Raw genomic sequence first — 21,103 nt, 5'->3', positions numbered from 1 at the left:
AGCAATTGCTTGCTTAGCCAAGATGCTCGAGATGCCAGATGGGATACGCGATGGGGATCAAGCGCCATTCGGAATCCGCCGGAATCGCCGTGGTCACGGTCGACTATCCGCCGGTCAACGCCATACCCTCGGACGGCTGGTTCGCCCTCGCCGACGAGATCCGTGCCGCCGGGCGCGACCCGCAGACCCGCGTGGTGGTGCTGCGCGCCGAGAACCGGGGCTTCAACGCGGGCGTCGATATCAAGGAAATCCAGCGCAAACCCGGCCATCAGGCGCTCATCGACGCCAACCACGGATGCTTCGAGGCATTCGGCGCGGTCTACGACTGCCCGGTCCCGGTCGTCACCGCGGTCCAAGGCTTCTGCCTCGGCGGCGGGATCGGTCTGGTCGGCAACTCCGATATCATCATCGCCTCCGAGGACGCGACCTTCGGCCTGCCCGAGGTCGACCGCGGTGCGCTCGGCGCCGCCACCCACCTGGCCCGGCTGGTCCCCCAGCACCTCATGCGCGCGCTCTTCTTCACCGCGAGCACCGCCACCGCCCAGCAGTTGCATCATTACGGCTCCGTACTGAAGGTGGTCCCCCGGGAGGAACTCGATGCCGCCGCGCTCGAGGTCGCCAAGGACATCGCGGCCAAGGACGGCCGGGTCATCCGGGCCGCCAAACGCGCCCTCAACGGCATCGACCTGCAGGACGTGCACCGCAGCTACCGCTTCGAGCAGGGATTCACCTTCGAACTGAACCTCTCCGGAGCCTCCGACGAGATCCGCGAACGCTTCGACCAAGACCTGGCGGCGCAGAAGGAAAAGAACTGACGTGGAACGGAAGACCATGCGAGACAAGCGGAAAACGCTGGACGAGATCGTCGGCGAACTGCGCAGCGGGATGACCATCGGCATCGGCGGCTGGGGTTCCCGGCGGAAGCCGATGGCCCTGGTGCGGGCCCTGCTGCGGTCCGATGTCACTGATCTGACGGTGGTCACCTACGGGGGCCCGGACCTGGGGTTGCTGCTCTCGGCCGGGAAGGTCCGCAAGGCCTACTACGGGTTCGTCTCCCTCGACTCGGCGCCGTTCTACGACCCCTGGTTCGCGAAGGCCCGCATTTCCGGGCAGCTCGTCGCCCGGGAAATGGATGAGGGCATGCTCAAATGCGGGCTCGAGGCGGCCGCGGCGCGCCTGCCGTTCCTGCCGATCCGTGCCGGCCTGGGGTCGGATGTGCCCAACTTCTGGGACGGCGAACTGCGGACCGTGACCTCGCCGTACCCGGGCCCGGACGGCCGTTCGGAGACCCTGATCGCCATGCCGGCCTTGAACCTCGACGCCGCGCTGGTGCATCTGAACATCGGTGACGCGCACGGTAATGCCGCCTACCAGGGCGTGGACCCCTACATGGACGATCTGTTCTGCCTGGCCGCCGAGAAACGCTACCTCTCGGTGGAACGTCTCGTGGAGACCGAGGAACTGGTGAAAACCGTTCCCCAGCAAGCGCTGCTGCTCAACCGCATGATGGTGGACGCGGTGGCCGAGGCCCCGAACGGCGCGCATTTCACCCTCGGTGGTGAGAGCTACGGCCGGGACGAGAAATTCCAGCGGCACTACGTCGAAGCCGCCGGGTCGCCGGAGACCTGGCAGACCTTCGTCGACACCTATCTCAGCGGCTCCGAAGCCGACTACCAGGCCGCCGTCGCGCGATTCGAGGAGGAGCGGTGACCAGCACCGAAACCATCACCCGCGCCGAAGTGTGCGCGGTCGCCTGCGCCGAGATCTTTCGCGGCGCCGGAGAGATCTTCGCCAGTCCCATGTCGCCGATGGCGCAGCTGGGCGCGCGGCTGGCCAAACTCACCTTCGAACCCGACCTGCTGATCTCCGACGGCGAAGCGTTCTTCCTCGCCGAGACCCCACCGCTCGGCGGTAAGGCGCCGGTGGAGGGTTGGATCCCGTTCCGCAAGGTGTTCGATGTGCTGGCCTCGGGCCGCCGCCATGTGGTCATGGGCGCCAACCAGATCGATCGCTACGGTAATCAGAACCTCTCGGCCTTCGGCCCGCTCCAGCAACCGACCCGGCAGATGTTCGGCGTCCGCGGCGCACCTGGCAACACCATCAACCACCCCACCAGCTACTGGGTCGGACGGCACACCAAGCGAGTGTTCGGCGAGAAGGTGGATATCGTCGCGGGCGTCGGTTACGACAAGGTCGACCCGGACAACCCGGCCTTCCGCTTCCACCACATCCACCGGGTGGTCAGCAATCTGGGCGTTTTCGATTTCAACGGCCCGGACCACACGATGCGCGCGCTGAGCCTGCACCCAGGGGTCACCGCCGGTGAGGTCGCGGAGAACACCGCCTTCGAGATCGCCGACCTGGGCACGGCCGAGGAGTCCCGGCTGCCCAGTGACGAGGAGCTGCGGATCATCCGCGAGGTCCTGGATCCGAAGATGATCCGCGATCGGGAGGTCCCGCAGTGACTGCCCGGCTGCGGACCCCGCTGACCGAACTCGTCGGGATCGAGCATCCCGTCGTGCAGACCGGTATGGGCTGGGTGGCGGGCCCGAGCCTGGTCTCGGCCACCTCCAATGCCGGTGGGCTGGGCATTCTGGCCTCGGCCACCATGACCTACGACGAGCTGGCAACGGCCATCGCCAAAACCAAGGCGCAGACCGATAAACCGTTCGGCGTGAACATCCGCGCCGACGCCTCGGACGCACCCGAGCGGATCGATCTGCTCATCCGCGAGAACGTCAAGGTCGCCTCCTTCGCCCTGGCACCGAAGAAGGACCTCATCGCCAAGCTGAAAGACGCGGGTGTGGTGGTGGTTCCGTCGATCGGCGCGGCCAAGCACGCGGTGAAGGTCGCCTCCTGGGGCGCGGACGCCGTGGTCGTCCAGGGCGGCGAGGGCGGCGGGCACACCGGCCCGGTGGCCACGACGCTGCTGCTGCCGTCGGTCCTGGACGCGGTCGATATCCCGGTGGTCGCGGCCGGCGGCTTCTTCGACGGACGCGGCCTCGCCGCCGCCCTCGCCTACGGTGCCGCCGGGGTCGCGATGGGCACCCGTTTCCTGCTCACGCAGGAGAGCAGCGTCCCGGATACGGTGAAACAGGAATACCTGCGCCGCCAACTGGGCGAAACAGTGGTGTCCACCAAGGTCGACGGTATGCCGCATCGGGTGCTCAACACCGAACTCGTGCAGAAGCTGGAGAACTCGGGGCGGGCCCGCGGCCTCGCGGCCGCAGTCGGCAATGCGGCCCGGTTCAAGAGCATGACCGGGATGAAATGGTCCACGCTGGTCCGCGACGGTCTGGCCATGCGCAAGGCCAAGGACCTCACCTGGTCCCAGGTGATCATGGCGGCCAACACCCCGATGCTGCTGCGCGCCGGGCTGGTCGAGGGCAATACCGAAGCCGGGGTGCTGGCGGCGGGCCAGGTGAGCGGCATCCTGGAGGATCTTCCCACCTGCCAGGAGTTGATCGATCGGATCGTCACGGACGCGGTCGCCCGGATCGGCGCCCTCGCCGCACTGCCCCAGAGCACCGAATCGAAGAGCTGAGGTATGCGGCACCCGGGCCCGTCCACTGTGGTGGGCGGGCCCTTGTCGTAGCGGAGTCGCTGTCCTCCGGTCGGGCAACCGCGGCCGCGGCGGGCATTTCGCGCAGCGCGCCGCGGCGACGACTGCCCGCGGCCGCGCTCAGCTGAACGGACTTCGCGGCCGATCCCGCAACTCGCCGTCGATATAAAGATCGACCTTCTCGTTGTAGAAGCAGGCCAGCCCGGCGATCTTCTGGCTCTCCGGGGTCGGGGTCCGGTAGATCCACACCAGATCCGGATACTCGTCCGCGCCGATGCGGATGTGCCAGTAGTCGGCGTTGCCCTTGTACGGGCAGCTGGTGTGAGTGTCCGACGGCCGCAGCAGATCCATCCTGATATCGGTGAGCGGCAGGTAGAAACGGGCCGGGAGCCCGGTCTCGAACAGGATCCGTGGGGACCGCGAATCGGCCACGGTCACACCGTCGAGTTCCACTCGTACATGCCGGGAGCTCGCCAGGATATCCACCCGCGAGTACGGGTTGCGGGGGTGGACGTAGATGGGCTCGTCCTCCTCGAACCATTCGTCCATCGCGTCCCACTCCAGCCGCACCAGGTCGTGCAACGGCTCATCCGCGTAGCGCAGGGCGGCGCCGGCAGCCGTGGTGCCGTCCACCACGACGGTGTATTCGCTCCCCTCCCCGAGGAGCGGCGAGGTGCGCGTGCTGCCGTCGAACTCGAGTTTCGCGCGCAGATCGGCGGCCGGGATGTAGTAGGCCGGGTAATAGGGGTTCTCCCAGACCAGCGCGGGCCGCACGGTATCGGCGACCAGATGGCCGCCGAGGTAGACCCGCACCCGCTTCTGGATCGTCTCGACCCGGACCTCGTCTCGCTGTGCTTCGGTCATACTCCCCGACCCTACGCCGGGCAGGTTGTCCGGATGGTCACGAAAAGAGCGGGCCCCGCCTATCGGCGGGACCCGCGGAAGACTTCTTGTGGAGGTCAGTCACCGACCGTGACCGCCTGCGCTTCCTCCACACTGTGGGGAGCGGGGTCGTGGTCGTCGATATGGGCCAGCGCCGAGCGGCCGGCCAGCAGCACCACCACACCGGCGGCGGTGCAGACCGCGCCCACCCAGAACGGCAGCGAAACACTGGTCTCACCGAGTTTGCCCGCCAGCCACGGTGCGGCGGCGCCGCCCACGAAGCGGACGAAGCTGTAGGCCGCCGACGCGGTCGAGCGTTCCACCGGAGCGGAGATCATGACGGCCTCGGTGATCAGTGTGTTGTTCACACCGAGGAACAGGCCCGCGAGAACGACACCGGCGATCAGCACCGGCTTGTGCTCGGCGAACAACGCCATCACCGCCAGATCCGCGGCGAACAGCCCGACCGCGACGGCGATCATCGGCAGCGTGCCGAAACGGTGCTGCAGTTTCGGTGCGAAGAACACCGAAGCCACGGCCAGCAGGATGCCCCAGCCGCAGAAGATGAAGCCGATCGCGTAGGTGCCCATGTCCAGCGGAAAGGGGGTGTAGGCGAGCAGGGTGAAAAAACCGAAGTTGTACAGCAGGGCCGTGATGCTCACGACGAGCAGGCCGCGGTGGCGTAGCGCTTTGAACGGCGCGGCCAGCGAGGTCGGCTTCGCGGCTTTCGGCCCCTCGGGGAGCAGCACGACGATCGCGATGAAGGCGACGGCCATGAGCACGGAGACTCCGAAGAACGGCCCGCGCCAGCTGATCCCGCCGAGCAGGCCGCCCAGTAGCGGCCCGGTGGCGATACCGATACCCAGCGCCGCCTCGTAGAGGATGATCGCGCGCGCGACCCCGCCGCTGGCGGCACCCACGATGGTGGCCAGTGCGGTCGCGATGAATAGGGCATTACCCAGCCCCCAGCCCGCGCGGAAGCCGACGATCTGGCCGACCGTCCCCGACATACCGGCCAGGGCCGCGAAGACGATGATCAGCGCGAGCCCGACGAGCAGAGTCTTCTTCGCGCCGAACCGGCTGGAGATCACGCCGGTGACCAGCATGGCGACGCCGGTGACGAGCATATAGCTGGTGAACAGCAGCGATACCTGCGACGGCGACGCGTTGAGCTGTTCACCGATGGGTTTGAGAATCGGATCGACCAGGCCGATACCCATGAACGCGATAACGCTGGCGAAGGCGACGGCCCACACCGCCTTCGGCTGCCCGGTCGATGTGCTGGTCGGCTCGGTGGCCGTTCCGGTCGTGGTGCTCATCGGTCTTTCCTCGATTGCGTGTGGTGCCCGGCCGATTCCCGGATCGCCGCCAGCAGGTCCCGTAGGTCGGCTGCGAGTCCGGTCAGGCGTTCGGCGTCGAAGCCGGGTAGCGGGCCGGACAGCGCCGCACGCATGGAGGCGCGGGTGGCGGCGAGCCGGGCGCGCCCGGCCGGTGTGAGTTGGACGACGACCGCGCGCGAATCGTCCGGATCGCGGTGCCGGGAGGCGTATCCCTCCCCCACCAGGCGGGCGATGAGCGCAGTGGCCGTGGGTTGCGATGTGCGATCGATATGAGCGAATTCGCTGACCCGCAGCGAACCGTGTTCCTCGAGCACTGCCAGTGCGCGCACGGTGGCGCGCGGCAGTTCGTCGACGCTGAGCGTTCCCGCCGCGCGCGTGAGCCGGCCCGCGGTGACCAGTAGATCGACGACGGTGTCGTCCACATCGGTCACCGGGGTCGCCTGCACCCAGATATTATTACATAGGCTAACTATCTATTTCTAGACTGCCCGCGGGATACCCACCACATGCCGAGTACACCCGTCGACCGGGCAGGTCTGCGCCGGGCGACGGTGACCGATGTCGCCGGGTAGGGCCGATATGCCCGCCCGGGTCCACCGATGGAACCGATGTGGTGGCGGCATTGCCGCCACCACTCGATCAGCGATCGAGCCTTTCGATGATGGTGGCGTTGGCGGTGCCGCCGCCCTCACAGATGGTGAGCAGGCCGTAGCGGCCGTTGATCCGCTCCAGTTCGTTCAGCAGGGTGGCGAAGAGTTTCGCGCCGGTCGCGCCCAGCGGGTGGCCCAGTGCGATGGCGCCGCCGTTCACATTCACCTTCTCCGGGTCGGCGCCGGTCTCCTTCAACCAGGCCAGCACCACCGGGGCGAAGGCCTCGTTGATCTCGACCACGTCGATATCGTCGATGGTCAGGCCGGTCTTCTCCAGCGCCCACCGGGTGGCTGGGATGGGCGCGGTGAGCATGTACAGCGGATCGGCGCCGCGGGCGCTGACGTGGATGATGCGGGCGCGTGGGGTGAGGCCGTATTCCTCGACCGCCCACTCCGAGGCGAGCAGAGTGGCGCTGGCCCCGTCGGAGATCTGGGAGGCGACCGCGGCGGTCAGCGGACTGCCCTCTTCCAGCGCGGGCAGCGAGGCCATCTTCTCCAGACTGGTCTCGCGCGGGCCCTGGTCGATCCAGAAATCGCCCACCGGCACGATCTCTTTGTCGAACCGGCCCGCTTTGATCGCGGCACGGGCGCGCTCGTGACTGCGCAGCGCCCACTGCTCCATGTCTTCGCGGGTGATCCCCCATTTCTCGGCGATCAACTGAGCGCCGCGGAACTGCGACACCTCGCCGGTGCCGTAGCGGTGATCCCAGCCCTTGGCGCCGACGAACGGCGAATCGAAGCCGTACTCCTTGCCGGCGATCATGGCCGCGGAGATCGGGATGGCGCTCATGTTCTGCACACCGCCGGCCACGATGACCTCGGCGGTACCGCTCATGATCGCCTGGGCGCCGAAATTGATGGCCTGCTGACTGGACCCGCACTGCCGGTCCACGGTGACGCCGGGGACCTCTTCCGGATATCCGGCGGTCAGCCACATCGTCCGACCGATATTGCCGGCCTGTGGGCCCACATTGTCCACGCAGCCGACGATCACATCGTCCACCCGGGCAGGGTCGATCGAATTGCGGCCGAGCAGGCCCTGCAATGCGGCCGCGCCGAGATCGGCCGGATGGACCTCCGCCAGCGCACCACCGCGCTTCCCGACCGGGGTGCGCACCGCATCGATCACATACGCCTCACGCAACGGTGCGTAGGGGCGGCGGGCAGCTGTTGCCATGGAATTTCTCCTAATCGGTGTGGCCCGGCACGGTGAGCCCGTCGAGCACGATGGTGAGGTACTGCTTGGCGAGCGTGTCGACGGTGATCGACCCGCCGCCGGGCTGGTACCAGCGGACCGCGACCCAGACCGTGTCGCGCAGGAAGCGATAGGCCAGGTCGATATCGAGTTCGGCACGGAAGCTACCGTCGGCGACTCCGCTGGTGAGGACGCGGTGCCAGAGCTCCCGGAATTCGCGGTTGTAGTCGTCGATGTAGGCGAAACGTTCGGCGGCCCGCAGGCGTTTGGCCTCGGACTGGTAGATCGCGACCGCCGCGTGGGAGCGATCGAAGGCCTCGTAGGAGGCGAGTACCAAGGCTTCCAGTGTGGCACGCGAATCCAGCCCGGCGTCGACGATCTCGCGGTAGCGTCCGAACAGTTCGTCGAGGAATCCGCGCAGGATCTCGTCCACCATCCCCTCTTTCGAGGAGAAGTGGTGGTACAGGCTGCCGGAGAGGATGCCCGCGGCGTCGGCGATATCACGCACCGTGGTGGCGCGCACGCCCCGTTCGGCGAACAGCTCTGCCGCCATATCGAGTAGTTCGGTTCGCCGGGCCGATTTCGAGGGGTCGGGTGCGGTCACCCCGCCATGATACAACCAAGCATTTGCTTGGTCTATGGATGGTGCGTAACCGGCGGGCCCGAGGTTTCCGGCTCCCCCCTCCCTGTCGGAGCCGGACCCCTCGGGCCCGCGTCGCGGAAGTGGTACGAACTCCGCACTGCTTCCGATAATTTGGACGGCCGATATCCCGGACCGGTTCCGCCCCGGACCGAATTCCCGGAATCGGATCGGCGGGCCGCCGACCGCTTCGGGACGAGCCGAGCGGCTGCCGGCCCGGCGTAAACCGGAGGGCACGCCCGTCCCGTCGGTATATTCGCCGGATGACGACGCCGTTCCCACAGCGACAGTGGGGTTCCCCGGAGAGTCCCCTGGCCCGTGCGGCAGACAGGTTCGCCGGCACGAGGTTCGGCTCCCGGGTGGTCCGGGCCCTCACCCCGCTGGACCGCCGGGTACTCGAACGCACCGATGCCCGCTACACCGTGCTCGGGCCGATCGGCGCACCGGTGATCCTGCTGACCACAACGGGTCGCCGGTCGGGACAGCCGCGCACCCAGCCGCTGCTGTGCGTACACGACGGCGCGACTCTCTACATCATCGGCAGCAACTTCGGCGGTGCCCGCCACCCGGCCTGGACGGCAAACCTCCTCGCCGAGCCCAGAGCGACCGTTTCCATCGCCGGTGAACGCATACCGGTCATCGCCACCCGGGTAGAGGGCGCGGCCGCGGAATCGATCTTCGAGCGATTCGTCGAAATCACCGGCGCCTATGCCGCCTACCGCAAGCGCACCGACCGCGATCTGCGCATCTTCGCGCTGTCCCGCGTCTGAACCGCTCTCGCGGGACCCCGGAGCCGTCGGCGTCCGCGTACCGGCGCGCACCGCATCCGGCAGCACCGGACGCGCGGAACTCGCCGAACCGACTCGACCCCATAGGAACCGGTGCGTGTCGCGGCACGACCCTGGTCCGCCGATATGACCGCGCGGCCGATGAACGCGCTGGCGGCCGGGTGCCCACCCGCGCCGCCGCGGATCGGCTCCGGCCGAGGCAACCGGCTGGGGCGGGCGCTTAGGCGCGCTGGCTGCTGATCGAGACGACCTCGCCGGTGAGGTAGGTGGTGTAGTCGCTGGCGAGCATCGCGATGGTGGCCGCGACCTCCCACGGTTCGGCCGCCCGGCCGAAGGCCTCACGCTCGGAGAGCCGGTCGAGCAGTTCACTGGAGCTGGTCTTGTCCAGGAAGGCGTGCCGGGCGATACTCGGCGACACCGCGTTGATCCGGACCCCCAGCTCGGCCGCCTCGACCGCGCTGCACCTGGTCAGTGCCATCACACCGGCCTTCGCGGCGGCGTAGTGCGCCTGACCGTACTGGGCCCGCCAACCGAGCACGCTCGCGTTGTTGACGATCACCCCGCCGTGTTTCGCGTCGCGGAAATAGTTCAGCGCGGCCCGGGTGCAACGGAAGGTGCCGTTGAGGGTGATGTCGAGGACGCGATCCCACTGTTCGTCGGTCATATCGACCACCGGCGTCTCGCCGCCGAGGCCGGCGTTGTTGACGAAGATATCGACGCCGCCCAGCGCCGCGGCCGCGCCGCGGACCAGTTCGTCGACCTGTTCGGTGCTGGTGACATCACAGGCGATCGCGGCGACCTTGCGATCGGTGAATTCCGCGGACAGCTCGGCGCGCGTGGCCTCCAGTCGCCGTTCGTGCCAGTCCGAGACCACCACGTCGGCGCCTTCGGCGAGCAGCCGGCGCGCCGTCGCGGACCCGATCCCGGTCCCGGCGGCCGCGGTGACCACGGCCCGGCGACCGGTGAGCAGGTTGTGCGCCGCAGTCTGCGGGGGCGCGACCGACAGCGGCCCGCTCACTGTCGGGCCTCGCGGGGCAGACCGAGCACCCGCTCGGAGATGATGTTGCGCTGCACTTCGTTCGAACCTCCGTAGATCGTGTCGGCGCGGGTGAACAGATACAGCCGCTGCCATTCGTCGAGATCACCGTCCGCGGCGACGAGTCCGGCGGCGCCGCGCACCGCCATGGCGAGTTCGCCGAGCCCGCGATGCCAATTGGCCCAGAGCAGTTTGCCCACCGAGGCCTGGCCGCCGTCGTCGGCGGTCTCGGCCATGGTGCGCAGCGCGTGGGCGCGCAGCACCCGCAGCCCCACCCAGGCACGATCTATCTTGTCCGCGAGCAGCGGATCGTCGAGGGCGCCGGATTCGCGGGCGAGGTTCTCGATCGCCGCGAGTTCCCGGGCGAAACGGATCTGCTGCCCGAGCGTGGAGATACCGCGTTCGACGTTCAGCGTGCCCATCGCGACCCGCCAGCCGTCGCCCGGTTCGCCCACCACCAGCTCGGCATCGGTGCGGGCGTTGTCGAAGAACACCTCGTTGAACTCGGAGGTGCCGGTGAGCTGCACGATCGGCCGGACCTCGATACCGGGCTGATCCATCGGCACCAGCAGGTACGAAAGTCCTTTGTGGCGTTTCGAGCCCGGTTCGGTGCGGCAGACCGCGAAGCACCAGTCGGCCACATGTGCCAGCGAGGTCCAGATCTTCTGCCCGTTGATCGACCACTGGTCACCATCCAGGCGGGCGGAGGTGGAGACGGCGGCGAGATCGGAGCCGGCGCCCGGTTCCGAGTAGCCCTGGCACCACAGTTCGGTGACGGTGCGGATCCCCGGCAGGAAACGATCACGCTGAGCGCCGGTCCCGAAGGCCAGCAGGGTCGGGCCGAGCAGTTCCTCACCCACATGGGAGACCCGCGCGGGCGCGTTCGCCTTCGCGTACTCCTCGTGGAAGATGATCTGCTGCGCGACACTCGCGTCGCGACCGCCGTACTCCACCGGCCAACCCAGGCAGGTCCAGCCCGCGGCCGCCAGCGCGCGGTCCCAGTCCAGGCGTTCGTCGAATGCCTCGTGTTCGCGGCCGGGTCCGCCGAGCCCGCGCAGTTCCCGGAATTCACCGCTGAGCTGCTCGTCGAGCCAGTTCCGCACCTGCGCGGCGAATTCGCCGTCGCTCAGGGCAGCCACGCTGGTCCGTTCGGCCGTCGGCCGCGTCCCGGCGGCGTGTTCGGCCGATTGCCGTCCGCCATCGCGACCGGTACCGGATTCTGAGGTCTGGAATGCACCCACGCCGGTAGGATAACCTACCAAGCACTTGCTTTGTAGACCGCAACTCGCAGACCGCGCACCGCCCACGGCCGCACGACATCGAGGACACCCGTGACACCCCCTGCGCACATCCCGACGGACCGGACCACTCCGCTGGCCCTGCACGCCGCCGCCCAGAACTACGGCGCCGCGCCCGCACTGGCCGACGGGCCGATCCGGCTCGACTGGACCCAACTGCTCGAACAGGTCCAGGACGTGGCCCGCGCCCTGCTCGCCCGCGGCATCCGGACCGGTGACCGTGTGGCCATCTGGTCGCCCAATACCCATCACTGGGTGCTCGCGGCGCTCGGCGCCCACTACGCCGGCGCGACACTGGTCCCGCTCAACACCCGCTACGTCGCCGACGAGGTCGCCGACGTGCTGCGGCGCGTCGACGCCAAGGGCCTGTTCATCGCGGGCACCTTCCTCAAACGCGACCGGCTCGCCGAGTTGCGCGCGGCCGCGCCGGACCTGCGGATCGATACCGTCGTGGTGCTCCCGGTCGAAGGCGCCGAAGAGCCGGTCGAGGACGCGCTGAACTGGTCGGAGCTGGCGGCCGCCGGTGCCGGAGTGAGCCGCGAACAGGCGCGGGAGCACGCGGAATCCATCAGCCCCGAGGACCTGTCCGACATCCTGTTCACCTCCGGCACCACCGGCCGCAGCAAAGGCGTGCTGATCGCGCACCGGCAGACGCTGTCCGCGGTTCGCGGCTGGACCGAATGTTCGACGCTGAACAGCGACGACAACTATCTGATCGTCAACCCGTTCTTCCACAGCTTCGGCTACAAGGCCGGAATCATCGCCTGCCTGCTCACCGGGGCGACCATCATCCCGCAGATCATTTTCGATGTACCGACCACCATGCGGCTCATCGATCAGGAGCAGATCACCGTCCTGCCCGGCCCGCCCACCATCTACCAGTCCATCCTGGATTTCCCGGACCGCGGCGAGTACCGGCTGGCGAGCCTGCGTGTGGCCGTCACCGGCGCGGCGCCGGTACCGGTCGTCCTGGTCGAACGGATGCGCCGGGAACTGGACTTCGATGTGGTGCTCACCGCCTACGGGCTCTCGGAATCCACCGGGTTCGGCACCATGTGCCGGGTCGACGACGACGCCGAGACCATCTCCGCCACCAGCGGCCGCCCCATGGCCGGATTCGAGCTGAAACTCAGTGACGCGGGTGAGGTGCTGCTGCGCGGACCCAATGTCATGCTCGGTTATCTGGACGATCCGGAAAGCACCGCGAAGACGATCGACGCGGACGGCTGGTTACACACCGGTGATATCGGCGTGGTCGACGACCGCGGCTATCTGAAGATCACCGACCGGCTCAAGGACATGTACGTCAGCGGTGGCTTCAATGTGTATCCGGCCGAGATCGAACAGTCGCTGGCCGGATTGGACGGTGTCGCCGTCGTCGCGGTGATCGGCGTACCCGATACCCGGATGGGTGAGGTGGGCAAGGCCTATATCGTCCGGAAACCGGATACCGCGCTCAGCGAGGACCAGGTGTTCTCCTATGCCACCAAGGTACTGGCCAATTTCAAGGTGCCGCGATTCGTCGAATTCCGCGACGAATTGCCCTACAACGCCAGCGGCAAGGTGCTCAAACGCCAGCTACGTGAGGAGAATTCGTAATGCCGGACAGCCCTGCCGCCAAACCCGCCGGGAGCATTCCCTTCGAACCCGATGTGGTGACCTACGAACGCCGCGGCGCGATCGCGGTCGTCACCTTGAACCGGCCCGACTACCGCAATGCCCAGAACTCGGTGATGACCTATGCGATCGACGCCGCGTTCGAGCGGGCGGTCGAGGACCCCGAGGTCAAGGTCATCGTGCTGGCCGGGAACGGGAAGCACTTCAGCGCCGGTCACGACCTGGGCACCCCGGGACGCGACCACCATGTGAAGTACCAGAACAAAGCCGCGCTGTGGTGGGACCATATCGATCGCCCCGGCGGTGACCAGCGTTTCGCCCGTGAGATGGAGGTGTATCTGGGGATGTGCCGCCGCTGGCGGGAGATCCCCAAGCCGACCATCGCGATGGTGCAGGGCGCCTGTATCGCGGGCGGGCTCATGCTGGCCTGGGTCTGCGATCTGATCATCGCCGCCGACGACGCGTTCTTCTCCGACCCTGTGGTGCGCATGGGGATTCCGGGTGTCGAATACTTCGCCCACCCATGGGTGATGGGCCCCCGGGCCGCCAAGGAGTTCCTGTACACCGGTGACCGGTTCGATGCCGCGCAGGCCAAGGAGTGGGGCATGGTCAACCGGGTCGTGCCGCGCGCCGACCTGGAATCGGAGACCATGGCGCTGGCCGAGAAGATCTCCGCCATGCCGCAGTTCGGGCTGGCGTTGACGAAGAAAGCGGTCAACCAGTCCGAAGATCTCATGGGGATGCGCGCCGGAATGGATTCGGTGTTCGGACTCCACCATTTCGCGCACGCGCACAATGCCGAGGTCGGGGCGGATTCCCTGGGCGGTATGAACGCCAGAACCATGAAAGCGCAGGCGGCTTCGGCCGACGCGAAGAGCACGGACGGGAAAGACTGAATGGATCTCGATCTCGACGAAGGTACCCGGGAATTCCAGCGGGAGGTCCGCGAATTCCTGGCCGCGAACGTGCCCGCGGAACCGCTACCGTCCATGGACACCGAGGCCGGTTTCGAAGCCCATCGCGCCTGGGAACGCACCCTGGCCGAGGCCCGGCTGTCGGTGGTGTCGTGGCCGCGCGAGTTCGGTGGGCGGGACGCGTCGCTGCTGGAATGGGTGCTCTTCGAGCAGGAGTACTACGCGGCGGGCGCCCCGGGCCGGGTGAGTCAGAACGGTATCTTCCTGCTGGCCCCCACCCTGTTCGAGCACGGCACCCCCGAACAGCTGGAGCGGATCATGCCACGGATGGCCCGCGGCGACGATATCTGGGCCCAGGCCTGGTCGGAGCCGGAGGCCGGTAGCGATCTGGCCGGTATCCGCTCCACCGCCCGGCGTACCGAAGGCGGCTGGGTGCTCAGCGGCCAGAAGACCTGGAGTTCCCGGGCGGCGTTCGCCGACCGGGCGTTCGGCCTGTTCCGCAGCGACCCCGCCGCCGAACGACACCGCGGCCTCACCTACCTGATGTTCCCGCTCGACGCCGACGGCGTCACGGTACGCCCGATCCCCCAGCTCGACGGCGAGCCCGGTTTCGCGGAGATCTTCCTCGACGATGTCTTCGTTCCCGACAGCGATGTGATCGGCGCGCCCAACGAGGGCTGGCGGGTCGCCATGAGCACCTCCAGTAATGAGCGCGGTCTCTCGCTGCGCAGCCCCGGCCGGTTCAGCGCGACCGCCCAGCGGCTGATCGACCTGTGGACCGAACGCGGCGATACCGGCACCGCGGCCCGGGACGCCGTGGTGGACGCCTGGCTCGGCAGCGAGGCCTACCGGCTGCACACCTTCGGGACGGTCACGCGGCTCGACCAGGGCGGCAAGCTCGGCGCCGAATCGTCGATCACCAAGGTGTTCTGGTCCGAGCTCGATATCGCCATGCACGAAACCGCACTGGACCTGCTCGGATCCGAAGCCGAGCAGGCGAGCCGCTGGACCGACGGCTACCTGTTCTCGCTGTCGGGCCCGATCTACGCCGGCACCAACGAGATCCAACGCAACATCATCGCCGAGCGGCTCCTCGGCCTACCGAGGGGAAGTAATCGATGAGATTCGCGCTCAGCCCGGAGCAGCAGGACTTCGGTGCCAGTATCCGCAAACTGTTCGAGTCCGGTTCCACGACCGCCGCGGTACGGGCGTGGAGCGCCGGCGATCCGGCGCCCGGCCGGGCACTGATCGAACAGCTGGCCGCAGCGGGAGCGTTCGGACTGACCATCACCGAGGAGTTCGGCGGTCTCGACGCCGAACCGCTGGATCAGGTGGTGGCCTTCGTCGAGATCGGCCGCGCCGCGGCACCCGGGCCGCTGGTGGAGTCGGCGGCCGCCGTCCCCGCGCTGCTCCAGACGCTCGCCGCCACGGACCCCGAACCCGCCCGGCGCTGGTTGCCGGGGATCTCCGAGGGCACGGTGTCGGCCACCGTCGCCTTCACCGGTACGGACGGCCGGGCGATCGCCGTGGACGCCGACCGGGCCGATCTCGTACTCGTGGCCGACGGTGACCGGATCGGCACGGGACGGGTCGGCGAATCGGTGCGCTCGGTGGATCCCGCACGCCGGCTGTGCACGGTCGAGACAGACGAACTCCTCGCCGAGGGGCCGGGCGCCACCGAGGCGGTCGCTGCCGCCTTCGACGCCGGCGCCCTGGCCAACGCGGCCCAACTGCTGGGCGCGGGCAAGGCGCTGCTCGACGCGTCGACCGACTACGTCAAACAGCGCAAACAGTTCGGTCGCCCGATCGGTGAATTCCAGGCGGTCAAACAGAAACTGGCCGATGTCCTCATCGGTCTCGACCTCGCCGAACCGTTGCTGTACCGGGCTGCGTTGACCACCGCGACGGCCAACCGGGCCCGCGACACCTCCGCCGCGGCCGTCGCCTGCGCCGACGCCGCCTACCGAGCGGCCCGCGCGGCCCTGCAGGTACACGGCGCCATCGGCTACACCGCCGAATACGAACTGTCGCTGTGGCTGACCCGGGTCACCGCCCTGCGCACCGCCTGGGGCACCCCGGACCTGCACCGCGGCCGGATCGCCGAGGCGCTGCGCACCGGGCCCGCCGCGGATCCGGCCGGCACGCTCACCTGACCGGAGAACCGGCGGGTTGCGCTGCCGGTATCCGTCCGAAATCACGGGAGAAAAGATGATCAGCGAGGAACAGCAGGAGCTGGTGGCGGCGGTCCGGGGACTGCTGGCCAAACGGGACGCGCGGGCCGGTATCCGCAAGGCCATGGACACCGATCTGGGCTACGACCCGCAACTGTGGGCGCAGTTGTGCGAACAGGTCGGCGTGGCCGCGCTGTCCGTGCCCGAGGAGTTCGGCGGGTTCGGCGCGGGCCTGGTCGAATCCCTGCTGGTCGTCGGCGAACTCGGCCGGACACTCACCGATGTACCGATGCTGGGCTCGGCGGTACTGGGTGCGCAGGCTGTGCTGCTCTCCGGTGACCACGAGGCCTGCGCGCGGCTGCTGCCCGAGGTCGCCGAGGGCCGCCGCACCCTCGCCGTCTGCTGGGCCTCGGCCCATGGCTGGGACGACTTCGGGGTGCGGGCCGAGGGGGAAACCCTCGACGGTACGGCCCACTACGTGCTCGACGGCACCATCGCCGACACCCTGATCGTGGTCACCGAATCCGGCCTCTTCGAGGTGGACCCGACGGCCGACGGTGTCGAACGGAACCGGGTCGCCGCCATGGACCCCTCCCGCGCACTGTCGGAGATCTCGTTCACCGCGACGCCCGCGCGCCGGCTGGGCGACGCGGATCCCGCCCCGATCATCGAGCGGCTGCACCGGGTCGCGTGGGCCGCGGTCGCCGCCGAACAGGTCGGCGCGGCCGAATACTGCCTGGAGGCCACGGTCGAGTACACCAAATCGCGGGTGCAGTTCGGCCGGGCCATCGGCAGTTTCCAGGCCCTCAAGCACCGGATGGCCGATATGTACGTACTCGCGGAGTCGGCGAGATCGGCCGCCCTCGCCGCCGGCTTCGCGGTGGCCGAGAACACTCCGTCGGCCGCCGAGGACGTCTGGGTCGCCCGCCGGCAGTGCTCCGAATCGTTCTCCACCATCGCCGCGGAAACCATCCAGTTGCACGGCGGTATCGCCATCACCTGGGAACACGACGCGCAGCTGTACTTCAAACGCGCCCATGGCGATGCCGAACTCTTCGGCGTGCCGCGGCGCCCGCTGGTCAACAGCTGAGCACTCGCGGGCCGCACGGCCGGGACGAAGCCGCATGGATCGTCGAGCTGCGCGAACCCGGCTCGGCGATTACGCGATCGGAGGCGGCCACCGCGTCTTCGTGGGCAGCGGTGGCATGCGGTGTGGAAAAAGGAATTGCGTGGGCGCTTGCGCCGTGTGAAAGTAACCGGCAACAGCGAGTCGTGAAGGAGGTGGAGAACGTGACGGTCGCCCGGATTGCCGTGGCGCGGCGAACCGCACCGGTTCGTACCGCCCCGTCGTTCTCCCTCTCGAACTCCACTCGCTGAGCCCGGTCGGGCTCGGCGCCCGACGAAGGACTTCCTCCCTCATGGTCGACTTCGACCCGCTCGTCCCTTTCGGCTGGACAGAAAACGTAGCCGAGCAGTACCTCCCGCTCCTCGATGGCGAATGCGTCCCCGCCCGCATCATCCGGATGGATCGTGGCGAATGCGATGTGGTGACCCCCACCGGGCCCGCGAGGGCCACCTGCCCGCGCGCGGACTCTTCGGTGAGCGGTCTGTGCACCGGCGACTGGGTGAGCCTGGATGCTCGCTCACACATCCGGGCCCGGCTGCCCCGCCGGACCGCCATCACCCGTTCCACCGCGTCCGGGCGATCGGAGAGTCAGGTACTGGCCGCCAATGTCGATACCGTGCTGATCTGCGCGCCCGCCGACGGCGACGTGGATCTGGGGCGCGTCGAACGGATGCTCGCCCTGGTCTGGGAAAGCGGCGCCCAGCCCGTGGTCGTACTCACCAAGGCGGATACCACCGAGCATCTACCGCTCGACGAGGTCCGTGCCGTGGCACCGGGTGCCCCGGTGCTGGCGGTCAGCGCGACCGCCGAACTCGGCCTCGATGTACTGGTCGCGGTACTGAGCGGCACGGTGGTTCTATTGGGACCGTCCGGTGCGGGTAAGTCCACACTCGCCAACGCACTGCTCGGCGCGGAGGTCTTCGCCACCGACACGGTGCGCGCGGCCGACAAGAAGGGCCGGCACACCACGGTGCACCGCGAACTGCGTCCGCTGCCCACCGGCGGCACCCTCATCGACACCCCCGGACTGCGGGGTGTCGGACTGTGGGACGCGGCCGAAGGCATCAGCCGGACCTTCAGCGATATCGAGGAACTCGCCACCGACTGCCGGTTCGCCGACTGCGCCCACGACGCCGAACCGGGTTGCGCCGTCCGCGCGGCCGTCGAATCCGGCGAGATACCGGAACGGCGGGTGCGCAGCTATCGCAAACTGGGCAAGGAGAACGCCTGGATGGAAGCGCGGTCGGACAAACGGCTCCAGGCCGAGCGCGAGAAGGTGTGGCGGGGTATCGCCAAGGAACAGCGGCGCATGTATCGCGAGCGCGGCTCCCGGCCCTGACCACACGGCCGATACGGTCCGATCCACAAAATGAAATACGACCGCTTCCAGATTTCTGGAAGCGGTCGTAGCCATGCAACCGGCGCTCTTTCACGCTGCGCCCTGGCGCGGACTGTAGCCCGTCAGACCGCCAGTGTCGGTACCTCGTATTTCTGACACCACGGGTCGCGGGTGGCCAGCACCAAGCCTTCCGAACTGGCTTGCGCCAACAGCATGCGGTCGAACGGGTCGCGGTGGATCAGTGGCATCCGACCGGCGGCGATGGCGTGTTCTGCATCGATGCGCAACACATTGAATCCACTGTCACGCACGCGCTCCGGAAGGTCGGCCGGTCCGCCCAGCTTGCCACCTGCCTGCTTTATCGCCACCTCCCAGACGGATGCAGCACTTACGAAAACATCCGGGTCGTGATCGAGCCGATCCTTCATTTCGCCGCTGAGCGTGGGATCGTCCGCGAGCCACCACAGAACCACATGGGTATCGAGCAACAAGCTCATCGCGAGATACCGAACTCGTCGGCTATCGCCTCGTTCGTCTCATCGGAATCCCAATCCGATTCCAGCACAAGGGTTCCACGGAGCGACCCACGACCGGTACGGTCCGCTCGCCGGACCAGCGGCACCACCTTGGCTACCGGATGCCCGGCCCGGCTGATCACGATCTCCTCGCCGCGTTCCACCCGCTCTAAGATGCGGGACAGGTTTGTCTTCGCCTCGTGGATATTGAACTGCTCTGCCGCGCTGCTTGCCATGGACACCTCCTTAGCTAACAGGTTAGCCCACTGAGGTGTCCCAGCACAGCGTCCGTGCGACTCCACAGAAGGGATGTCGCCGGTGAGACACCTCGGCCGTTCCAGGCCGCCTGGTTCCGGACGGCTACTCCGGCACCTCGAGCAACCCTTCGTCGACAGCCCATTTGATGGTCTTCTGCAAACGCTCACAGGTATCCGGCCGCCCGGGCCCGTACCCCTTGCTGCTGAGTTCAGCGAAAACCGGGCAGCGGACGGCCGGGTTCTCGGCCCACTGCACCGAGGTCTGCCGGGAGCTGCTCTTACGGACCCGCACCGCGGCGTCGCAAGCCTGACACCGCAGCGGTGTCAGGCCGTCCTCCAGGTATCGCTGCTGGTCCACGACCGTCTGGGCCCGCACCGCGGCCTGCCGGGCGGGCTGGTCGGCGAAGTCGGGTGCCTTGGCCCAGCGGGTCATATCAGACTCCTGCCTCCGCTTGGTCGGCGTCCGCCGCGGCCGCCTCTTGTTCACGCTTACGCCGCAGGTTCTCTTCGACCTCGGCTTCCCACGCTTCGTTCGCCTTGGCGGTGTCGACCTCGAATTCGAACCGCTGGGTCATCTTCTCGGTCACCTCGGCGACGTCGACGTAGAACTGGTCATACCAGCGCCGCAGCTGGTAGACCGGGCCGTCTTCCTCGCAGAGCAGCGGATTCTCGACCTTGGACTTGTGCTTCCAGATCTCCACGTCCTGCAGGAAGCCGTCGCCGAAGAAATCGGCCATGGTCTTCGCGAGGTTCTGCGCGGTCTCGTCGTCGAGGCCCTTCGGCTTCTCGACGGTCAGGCCCCACTGCAACATGAACGAATCCTGCGTCACCGGGTAGTGGCAGTTGATCAGGTTGACCGTGATCTCGTAACCGCCGTAGCTGTTGACCAGGGGGTTGATCATGTATGAGGGCCCGAAGTACGAGGCCTCCGATTTCAGGAGCTGATCGCCGGCGTACTTGGCGCCCATCCCGATATCGGGCCGACCCTTGGTCTCCAGGAACTGAGTGGCGACATGCCCCTCGAAAACGTTCTTGAAGAAGGTGGGGAAGGCGTAGTGGATATAGAAGAAGTGGGCCATATCCACGACGTTGTCGATGATCTCACGGCAGTTCGCGCCCTCGATCAGCAACGAGTTCCAGGTCCACTCCGTCCAGCCACTGTCGAGTTCCTCCACCGGGTTGCCGTCGGCATCGGTATAGGGGCCCTCGATATAAGGGATGGTGACCTCGGGCGGCGGTTCGTTGCGTTCGTGGTCGTGCCAGACGAAGAGCTGACCGTTGCGCTCGAGGGTGGTCCAGCGCCGGGTGCGCGCCAGCGGCGGGACCCGCCGCGCGTAGGGGATGGACGTGCATTTGCCGTTCGCACCCCAGCGCCAGTCGTGGAACGGGCAGGCGACGTCGTCGCCCTTGATCTCACCCATGCTGAGATCACCGCCCATATGCCGGCAGTAGGCGTCGAGCACGTGCAATTCGCCGGCACTGTCGGCCCAGATCACCAGTTTGGTTCCGAACGCTTGCACCGAATGCGGTTTGCCGTCCCGGAAATTCTGCGCCAACCCCAGGCAATGCCATCCGCGCGCGTACCGGGTGGGAACCGACCCGACGTCGAGCTCCCGGACCTTCGCACCGCCCGGCGTGGTTGCTGCCATCGCAATTCCTCCTCCTGCTGTACTAGAACACGTTACAAAACTGACGCCCCGAACGCCAGCGATTCACGCCACATCCAGCACATGTCGCATACATGCAGCCTATCGACACCGGTTCTCGACATGA

Annotated in this window: 22 protein-coding genes; 11 read left to right on the top strand and 11 right to left on the bottom strand. The window is 67.8% G+C overall.

All coding sequences use genetic code 11. The annotated features are described in order from the left end of the window. The first annotated feature begins 50 nt into the window (after positions 1 to 50). Genes NGR01S_RS07225 through NGR01S_RS07210 form a run of 4 tightly spaced genes read left to right on the top strand, consistent with a single transcriptional unit; the run spans position 51 to position 3,544 of the window. On the top strand, positions 51 to 815 hold the full coding sequence (locus tag NGR01S_RS07225; RefSeq protein ID WP_063035672.1) for an enoyl-CoA hydratase family protein: 765 nt from the start codon (positions 51 to 53) through the stop codon (positions 813 to 815). A gap of 16 nt (positions 816 to 831) precedes the next feature. Beyond that, positions 832 to 1,710, top strand: a complete 879-nt coding sequence (locus NGR01S_RS07220; RefSeq protein WP_063035671.1) for a CoA transferase subunit A — start codon at positions 832 to 834, stop codon at positions 1,708 to 1,710. Beyond that, a complete protein-coding gene (locus NGR01S_RS07215) occupies positions 1,707 to 2,465 on the top strand; it encodes a CoA-transferase subunit beta (RefSeq protein WP_063035413.1) in 759 nt (252 codons plus the stop codon). Before NGR01S_RS07220 ends, NGR01S_RS07215 begins: the two co-directional genes overlap by 4 nt. Continuing rightward, entirely contained in the window at positions 2,462 to 3,544 is a 1,083-nt protein-coding gene (locus NGR01S_RS07210; RefSeq protein ID WP_063035412.1) for an NAD(P)H-dependent flavin oxidoreductase, read from the top strand. The genes NGR01S_RS07215 and NGR01S_RS07210 overlap by 4 nt, the downstream gene beginning before the upstream one ends. Before the next feature lie 138 nt (positions 3,545 to 3,682). On the opposite strand, the gene NGR01S_RS07205 is transcribed toward NGR01S_RS07210, so the two are convergent. From NGR01S_RS07205 to NGR01S_RS07185, 5 genes are all read right to left on the bottom strand, one after another. Continuing rightward, positions 3,683 to 4,426, bottom strand: a complete 744-nt coding sequence (locus NGR01S_RS07205; protein ID WP_063035411.1) for a DUF427 domain-containing protein — start codon at positions 4,424 to 4,426, stop codon at positions 3,683 to 3,685. 95 nt (positions 4,427 to 4,521) lie between these two features. Next, positions 4,522 to 5,763, bottom strand: a complete 1,242-nt coding sequence (locus NGR01S_RS07200) for an MFS transporter (protein WP_063035410.1) — start codon at positions 5,761 to 5,763, stop codon at positions 4,522 to 4,524. After that, a complete protein-coding gene (locus tag NGR01S_RS07195; RefSeq protein ID WP_063035409.1) occupies positions 5,760 to 6,230 on the bottom strand; it encodes a MarR family winged helix-turn-helix transcriptional regulator in 471 nt (156 codons plus the stop codon). Before NGR01S_RS07195 ends, NGR01S_RS07200 begins: the two co-directional genes overlap by 4 nt. A gap of 193 nt (positions 6,231 to 6,423) precedes the next feature. Next, positions 6,424 to 7,578 carry an acetyl-CoA C-acetyltransferase gene (locus NGR01S_RS07190; RefSeq protein WP_063035670.1) on the bottom strand — a complete coding sequence of 385 codons (1,155 nt, stop codon included), beginning with the start codon at positions 7,576 to 7,578 and terminating at the stop codon, positions 6,424 to 6,426. Positions 7,579 to 7,621: 43 nt separating this feature from the next. Next, positions 7,622 to 8,182, bottom strand: a complete 561-nt coding sequence (locus NGR01S_RS07185) for a TetR/AcrR family transcriptional regulator (protein ID WP_084480525.1) — start codon at positions 8,180 to 8,182, stop codon at positions 7,622 to 7,624. 350 nt (positions 8,183 to 8,532) lie between these two features. Here NGR01S_RS07185 and NGR01S_RS07180 point away from each other — a divergent pair, with 350 nt between their 5' ends. Further along, positions 8,533 to 9,039, top strand: a complete 507-nt coding sequence (locus NGR01S_RS07180) for a nitroreductase/quinone reductase family protein (RefSeq protein ID WP_063035407.1) — start codon at positions 8,533 to 8,535, stop codon at positions 9,037 to 9,039. Between the two features lie 238 nt (positions 9,040 to 9,277). Here NGR01S_RS07180 and NGR01S_RS07175 read toward each other — a convergent pair whose 3' ends face one another. Beyond that, entirely contained in the window at positions 9,278 to 10,075 is a 798-nt protein-coding gene (locus NGR01S_RS07175) for an SDR family oxidoreductase (protein ID WP_063035406.1), read from the bottom strand. Then, a complete protein-coding gene (locus NGR01S_RS30825; protein WP_063035669.1) occupies positions 10,072 to 11,232 on the bottom strand; it encodes an acyl-CoA dehydrogenase family protein in 1,161 nt (386 codons plus the stop codon). Before NGR01S_RS30825 ends, NGR01S_RS07175 begins: the two co-directional genes overlap by 4 nt. Before the next feature lie 192 nt (positions 11,233 to 11,424). Between NGR01S_RS30825 and NGR01S_RS07165 the strand changes: the two genes are divergently transcribed. The 6 genes from NGR01S_RS07165 (at position 11,425) to rsgA (ending at position 18,558) form a co-directional block, all read left to right on the top strand. Then, the gene (locus NGR01S_RS07165) at positions 11,425 to 12,990 is read left to right on the top strand and encodes a FadD3 family acyl-CoA ligase (RefSeq protein WP_063035405.1); all 1,566 of its coding nucleotides are present in this window, start codon (positions 11,425 to 11,427) and stop codon (positions 12,988 to 12,990) included. Continuing rightward, the gene (locus NGR01S_RS07160) at positions 12,990 to 13,904 is read left to right on the top strand and encodes an enoyl-CoA hydratase (protein ID WP_063035404.1); all 915 of its coding nucleotides are present in this window, start codon (positions 12,990 to 12,992) and stop codon (positions 13,902 to 13,904) included. The genes NGR01S_RS07165 and NGR01S_RS07160 overlap by 1 nt, the downstream gene beginning before the upstream one ends. Continuing rightward, positions 13,905 to 15,044: an acyl-CoA dehydrogenase family protein gene (locus NGR01S_RS07155; RefSeq protein WP_063035403.1), complete on the top strand. Its 1,140-nt coding sequence runs from the start codon at positions 13,905 to 13,907 to the stop codon at positions 15,042 to 15,044. It abuts the gene before it with no gap. After that, positions 15,041 to 16,075, top strand: coding sequence for an acyl-CoA dehydrogenase family protein (locus tag NGR01S_RS07150; RefSeq protein ID WP_063035402.1), 1,035 nt, complete (start codon positions 15,041 to 15,043; stop codon positions 16,073 to 16,075). The genes NGR01S_RS07155 and NGR01S_RS07150 overlap by 4 nt, the downstream gene beginning before the upstream one ends. Before the next feature lie 55 nt (positions 16,076 to 16,130). Next, positions 16,131 to 17,183, top strand: a complete 1,053-nt coding sequence (locus tag NGR01S_RS07145; protein ID WP_063035401.1) for an acyl-CoA dehydrogenase family protein — start codon at positions 16,131 to 16,133, stop codon at positions 17,181 to 17,183. 328 nt (positions 17,184 to 17,511) lie between these two features. Then, positions 17,512 to 18,558: a ribosome small subunit-dependent GTPase A gene (gene rsgA, locus NGR01S_RS07140; RefSeq protein ID WP_063035400.1), complete on the top strand. Its 1,047-nt coding sequence runs from the start codon at positions 17,512 to 17,514 to the stop codon at positions 18,556 to 18,558. 122 nt (positions 18,559 to 18,680) lie between these two features. Here rsgA and NGR01S_RS07135 read toward each other — a convergent pair whose 3' ends face one another. From NGR01S_RS07135 to NGR01S_RS07120, 4 genes are all read right to left on the bottom strand, one after another. Then, positions 18,681 to 19,055 carry a type II toxin-antitoxin system VapC family toxin gene (locus tag NGR01S_RS07135; protein WP_063035399.1) on the bottom strand — a complete coding sequence of 125 codons (375 nt, stop codon included), beginning with the start codon at positions 19,053 to 19,055 and terminating at the stop codon, positions 18,681 to 18,683. Further along, positions 19,052 to 19,309: a type II toxin-antitoxin system Phd/YefM family antitoxin gene (locus NGR01S_RS07130; protein WP_063035398.1), complete on the bottom strand. Its 258-nt coding sequence runs from the start codon at positions 19,307 to 19,309 to the stop codon at positions 19,052 to 19,054. Before NGR01S_RS07130 ends, NGR01S_RS07135 begins: the two co-directional genes overlap by 4 nt. Before the next feature lie 124 nt (positions 19,310 to 19,433). Next, a complete protein-coding gene (locus NGR01S_RS07125; protein ID WP_063035397.1) occupies positions 19,434 to 19,763 on the bottom strand; it encodes a hypothetical protein in 330 nt (109 codons plus the stop codon). 1 nt (position 19,764) lies between these two features. Continuing rightward, the gene (locus NGR01S_RS07120; protein WP_063035396.1) at positions 19,765 to 20,979 is read right to left on the bottom strand and encodes a 3-ketosteroid-9-alpha-monooxygenase, oxygenase component; all 1,215 of its coding nucleotides are present in this window, start codon (positions 20,977 to 20,979) and stop codon (positions 19,765 to 19,767) included. Between the last annotated feature and the right edge of the window lie 124 nt (positions 20,980 to 21,103).

The sequence above is a fragment of the Nocardia grenadensis NBRC 108939 genome, assembly GCF_001613445.1.
Classification (GTDB): domain Bacteria; phylum Actinomycetota; class Actinomycetes; order Mycobacteriales; family Mycobacteriaceae; genus Nocardia; species Nocardia grenadensis.
Note: the sequence above shows the minus strand (reverse complement) of the source record. Positions and strands in the feature narration are given on the sequence as shown.

Coding starts and splice junctions, on each gene's coding strand:
- NGR01S_RS07225 (WP_063035672.1), top strand. CDS start 51: ATGGGGATCAAGCGCCATTCGGAATCCGCCGGAATCGCCGTGGTCACG.
- NGR01S_RS07220 (WP_063035671.1), top strand. CDS start 832: ATGCGAGACAAGCGGAAAACGCTGGACGAGATCGTCGGCGAACTGCGC.
- NGR01S_RS07205 (WP_063035411.1), bottom strand. CDS start 4,426: ATGACCGAAGCACAGCGAGACGAGGTCCGGGTCGAGACGATCCAGAAG.
- NGR01S_RS07200 (WP_063035410.1), bottom strand. CDS start 5,763: ATGAGCACCACGACCGGAACGGCCACCGAGCCGACCAGCACATCGACC.
- NGR01S_RS07185 (WP_084480525.1), bottom strand. CDS start 8,182: ATGGCGGCAGAGCTGTTCGCCGAACGGGGCGTGCGCGCCACCACGGTG.
- NGR01S_RS07180 (WP_063035407.1), top strand. CDS start 8,533: ATGACGACGCCGTTCCCACAGCGACAGTGGGGTTCCCCGGAGAGTCCC.
- NGR01S_RS07160 (WP_063035404.1), top strand. CDS start 12,990: ATGCCGGACAGCCCTGCCGCCAAACCCGCCGGGAGCATTCCCTTCGAA.
- NGR01S_RS07155 (WP_063035403.1), top strand. CDS start 13,905: ATGGATCTCGATCTCGACGAAGGTACCCGGGAATTCCAGCGGGAGGTC.
- NGR01S_RS07150 (WP_063035402.1), top strand. CDS start 15,041: ATGAGATTCGCGCTCAGCCCGGAGCAGCAGGACTTCGGTGCCAGTATC.
- NGR01S_RS07145 (WP_063035401.1), top strand. CDS start 16,131: ATGATCAGCGAGGAACAGCAGGAGCTGGTGGCGGCGGTCCGGGGACTG.
- rsgA (WP_063035400.1), top strand. CDS start 17,512: ATGGTCGACTTCGACCCGCTCGTCCCTTTCGGCTGGACAGAAAACGTA.
- NGR01S_RS07135 (WP_063035399.1), bottom strand. CDS start 19,055: ATGAGCTTGTTGCTCGATACCCATGTGGTTCTGTGGTGGCTCGCGGAC.
- NGR01S_RS07130 (WP_063035398.1), bottom strand. CDS start 19,309: ATGGCAAGCAGCGCGGCAGAGCAGTTCAATATCCACGAGGCGAAGACA.
- NGR01S_RS07125 (WP_063035397.1), bottom strand. CDS start 19,763: ATGACCCGCTGGGCCAAGGCACCCGACTTCGCCGACCAGCCCGCCCGG.
- NGR01S_RS07120 (WP_063035396.1), bottom strand. CDS start 20,979: ATGGCAGCAACCACGCCGGGCGGTGCGAAGGTCCGGGAGCTCGACGTC.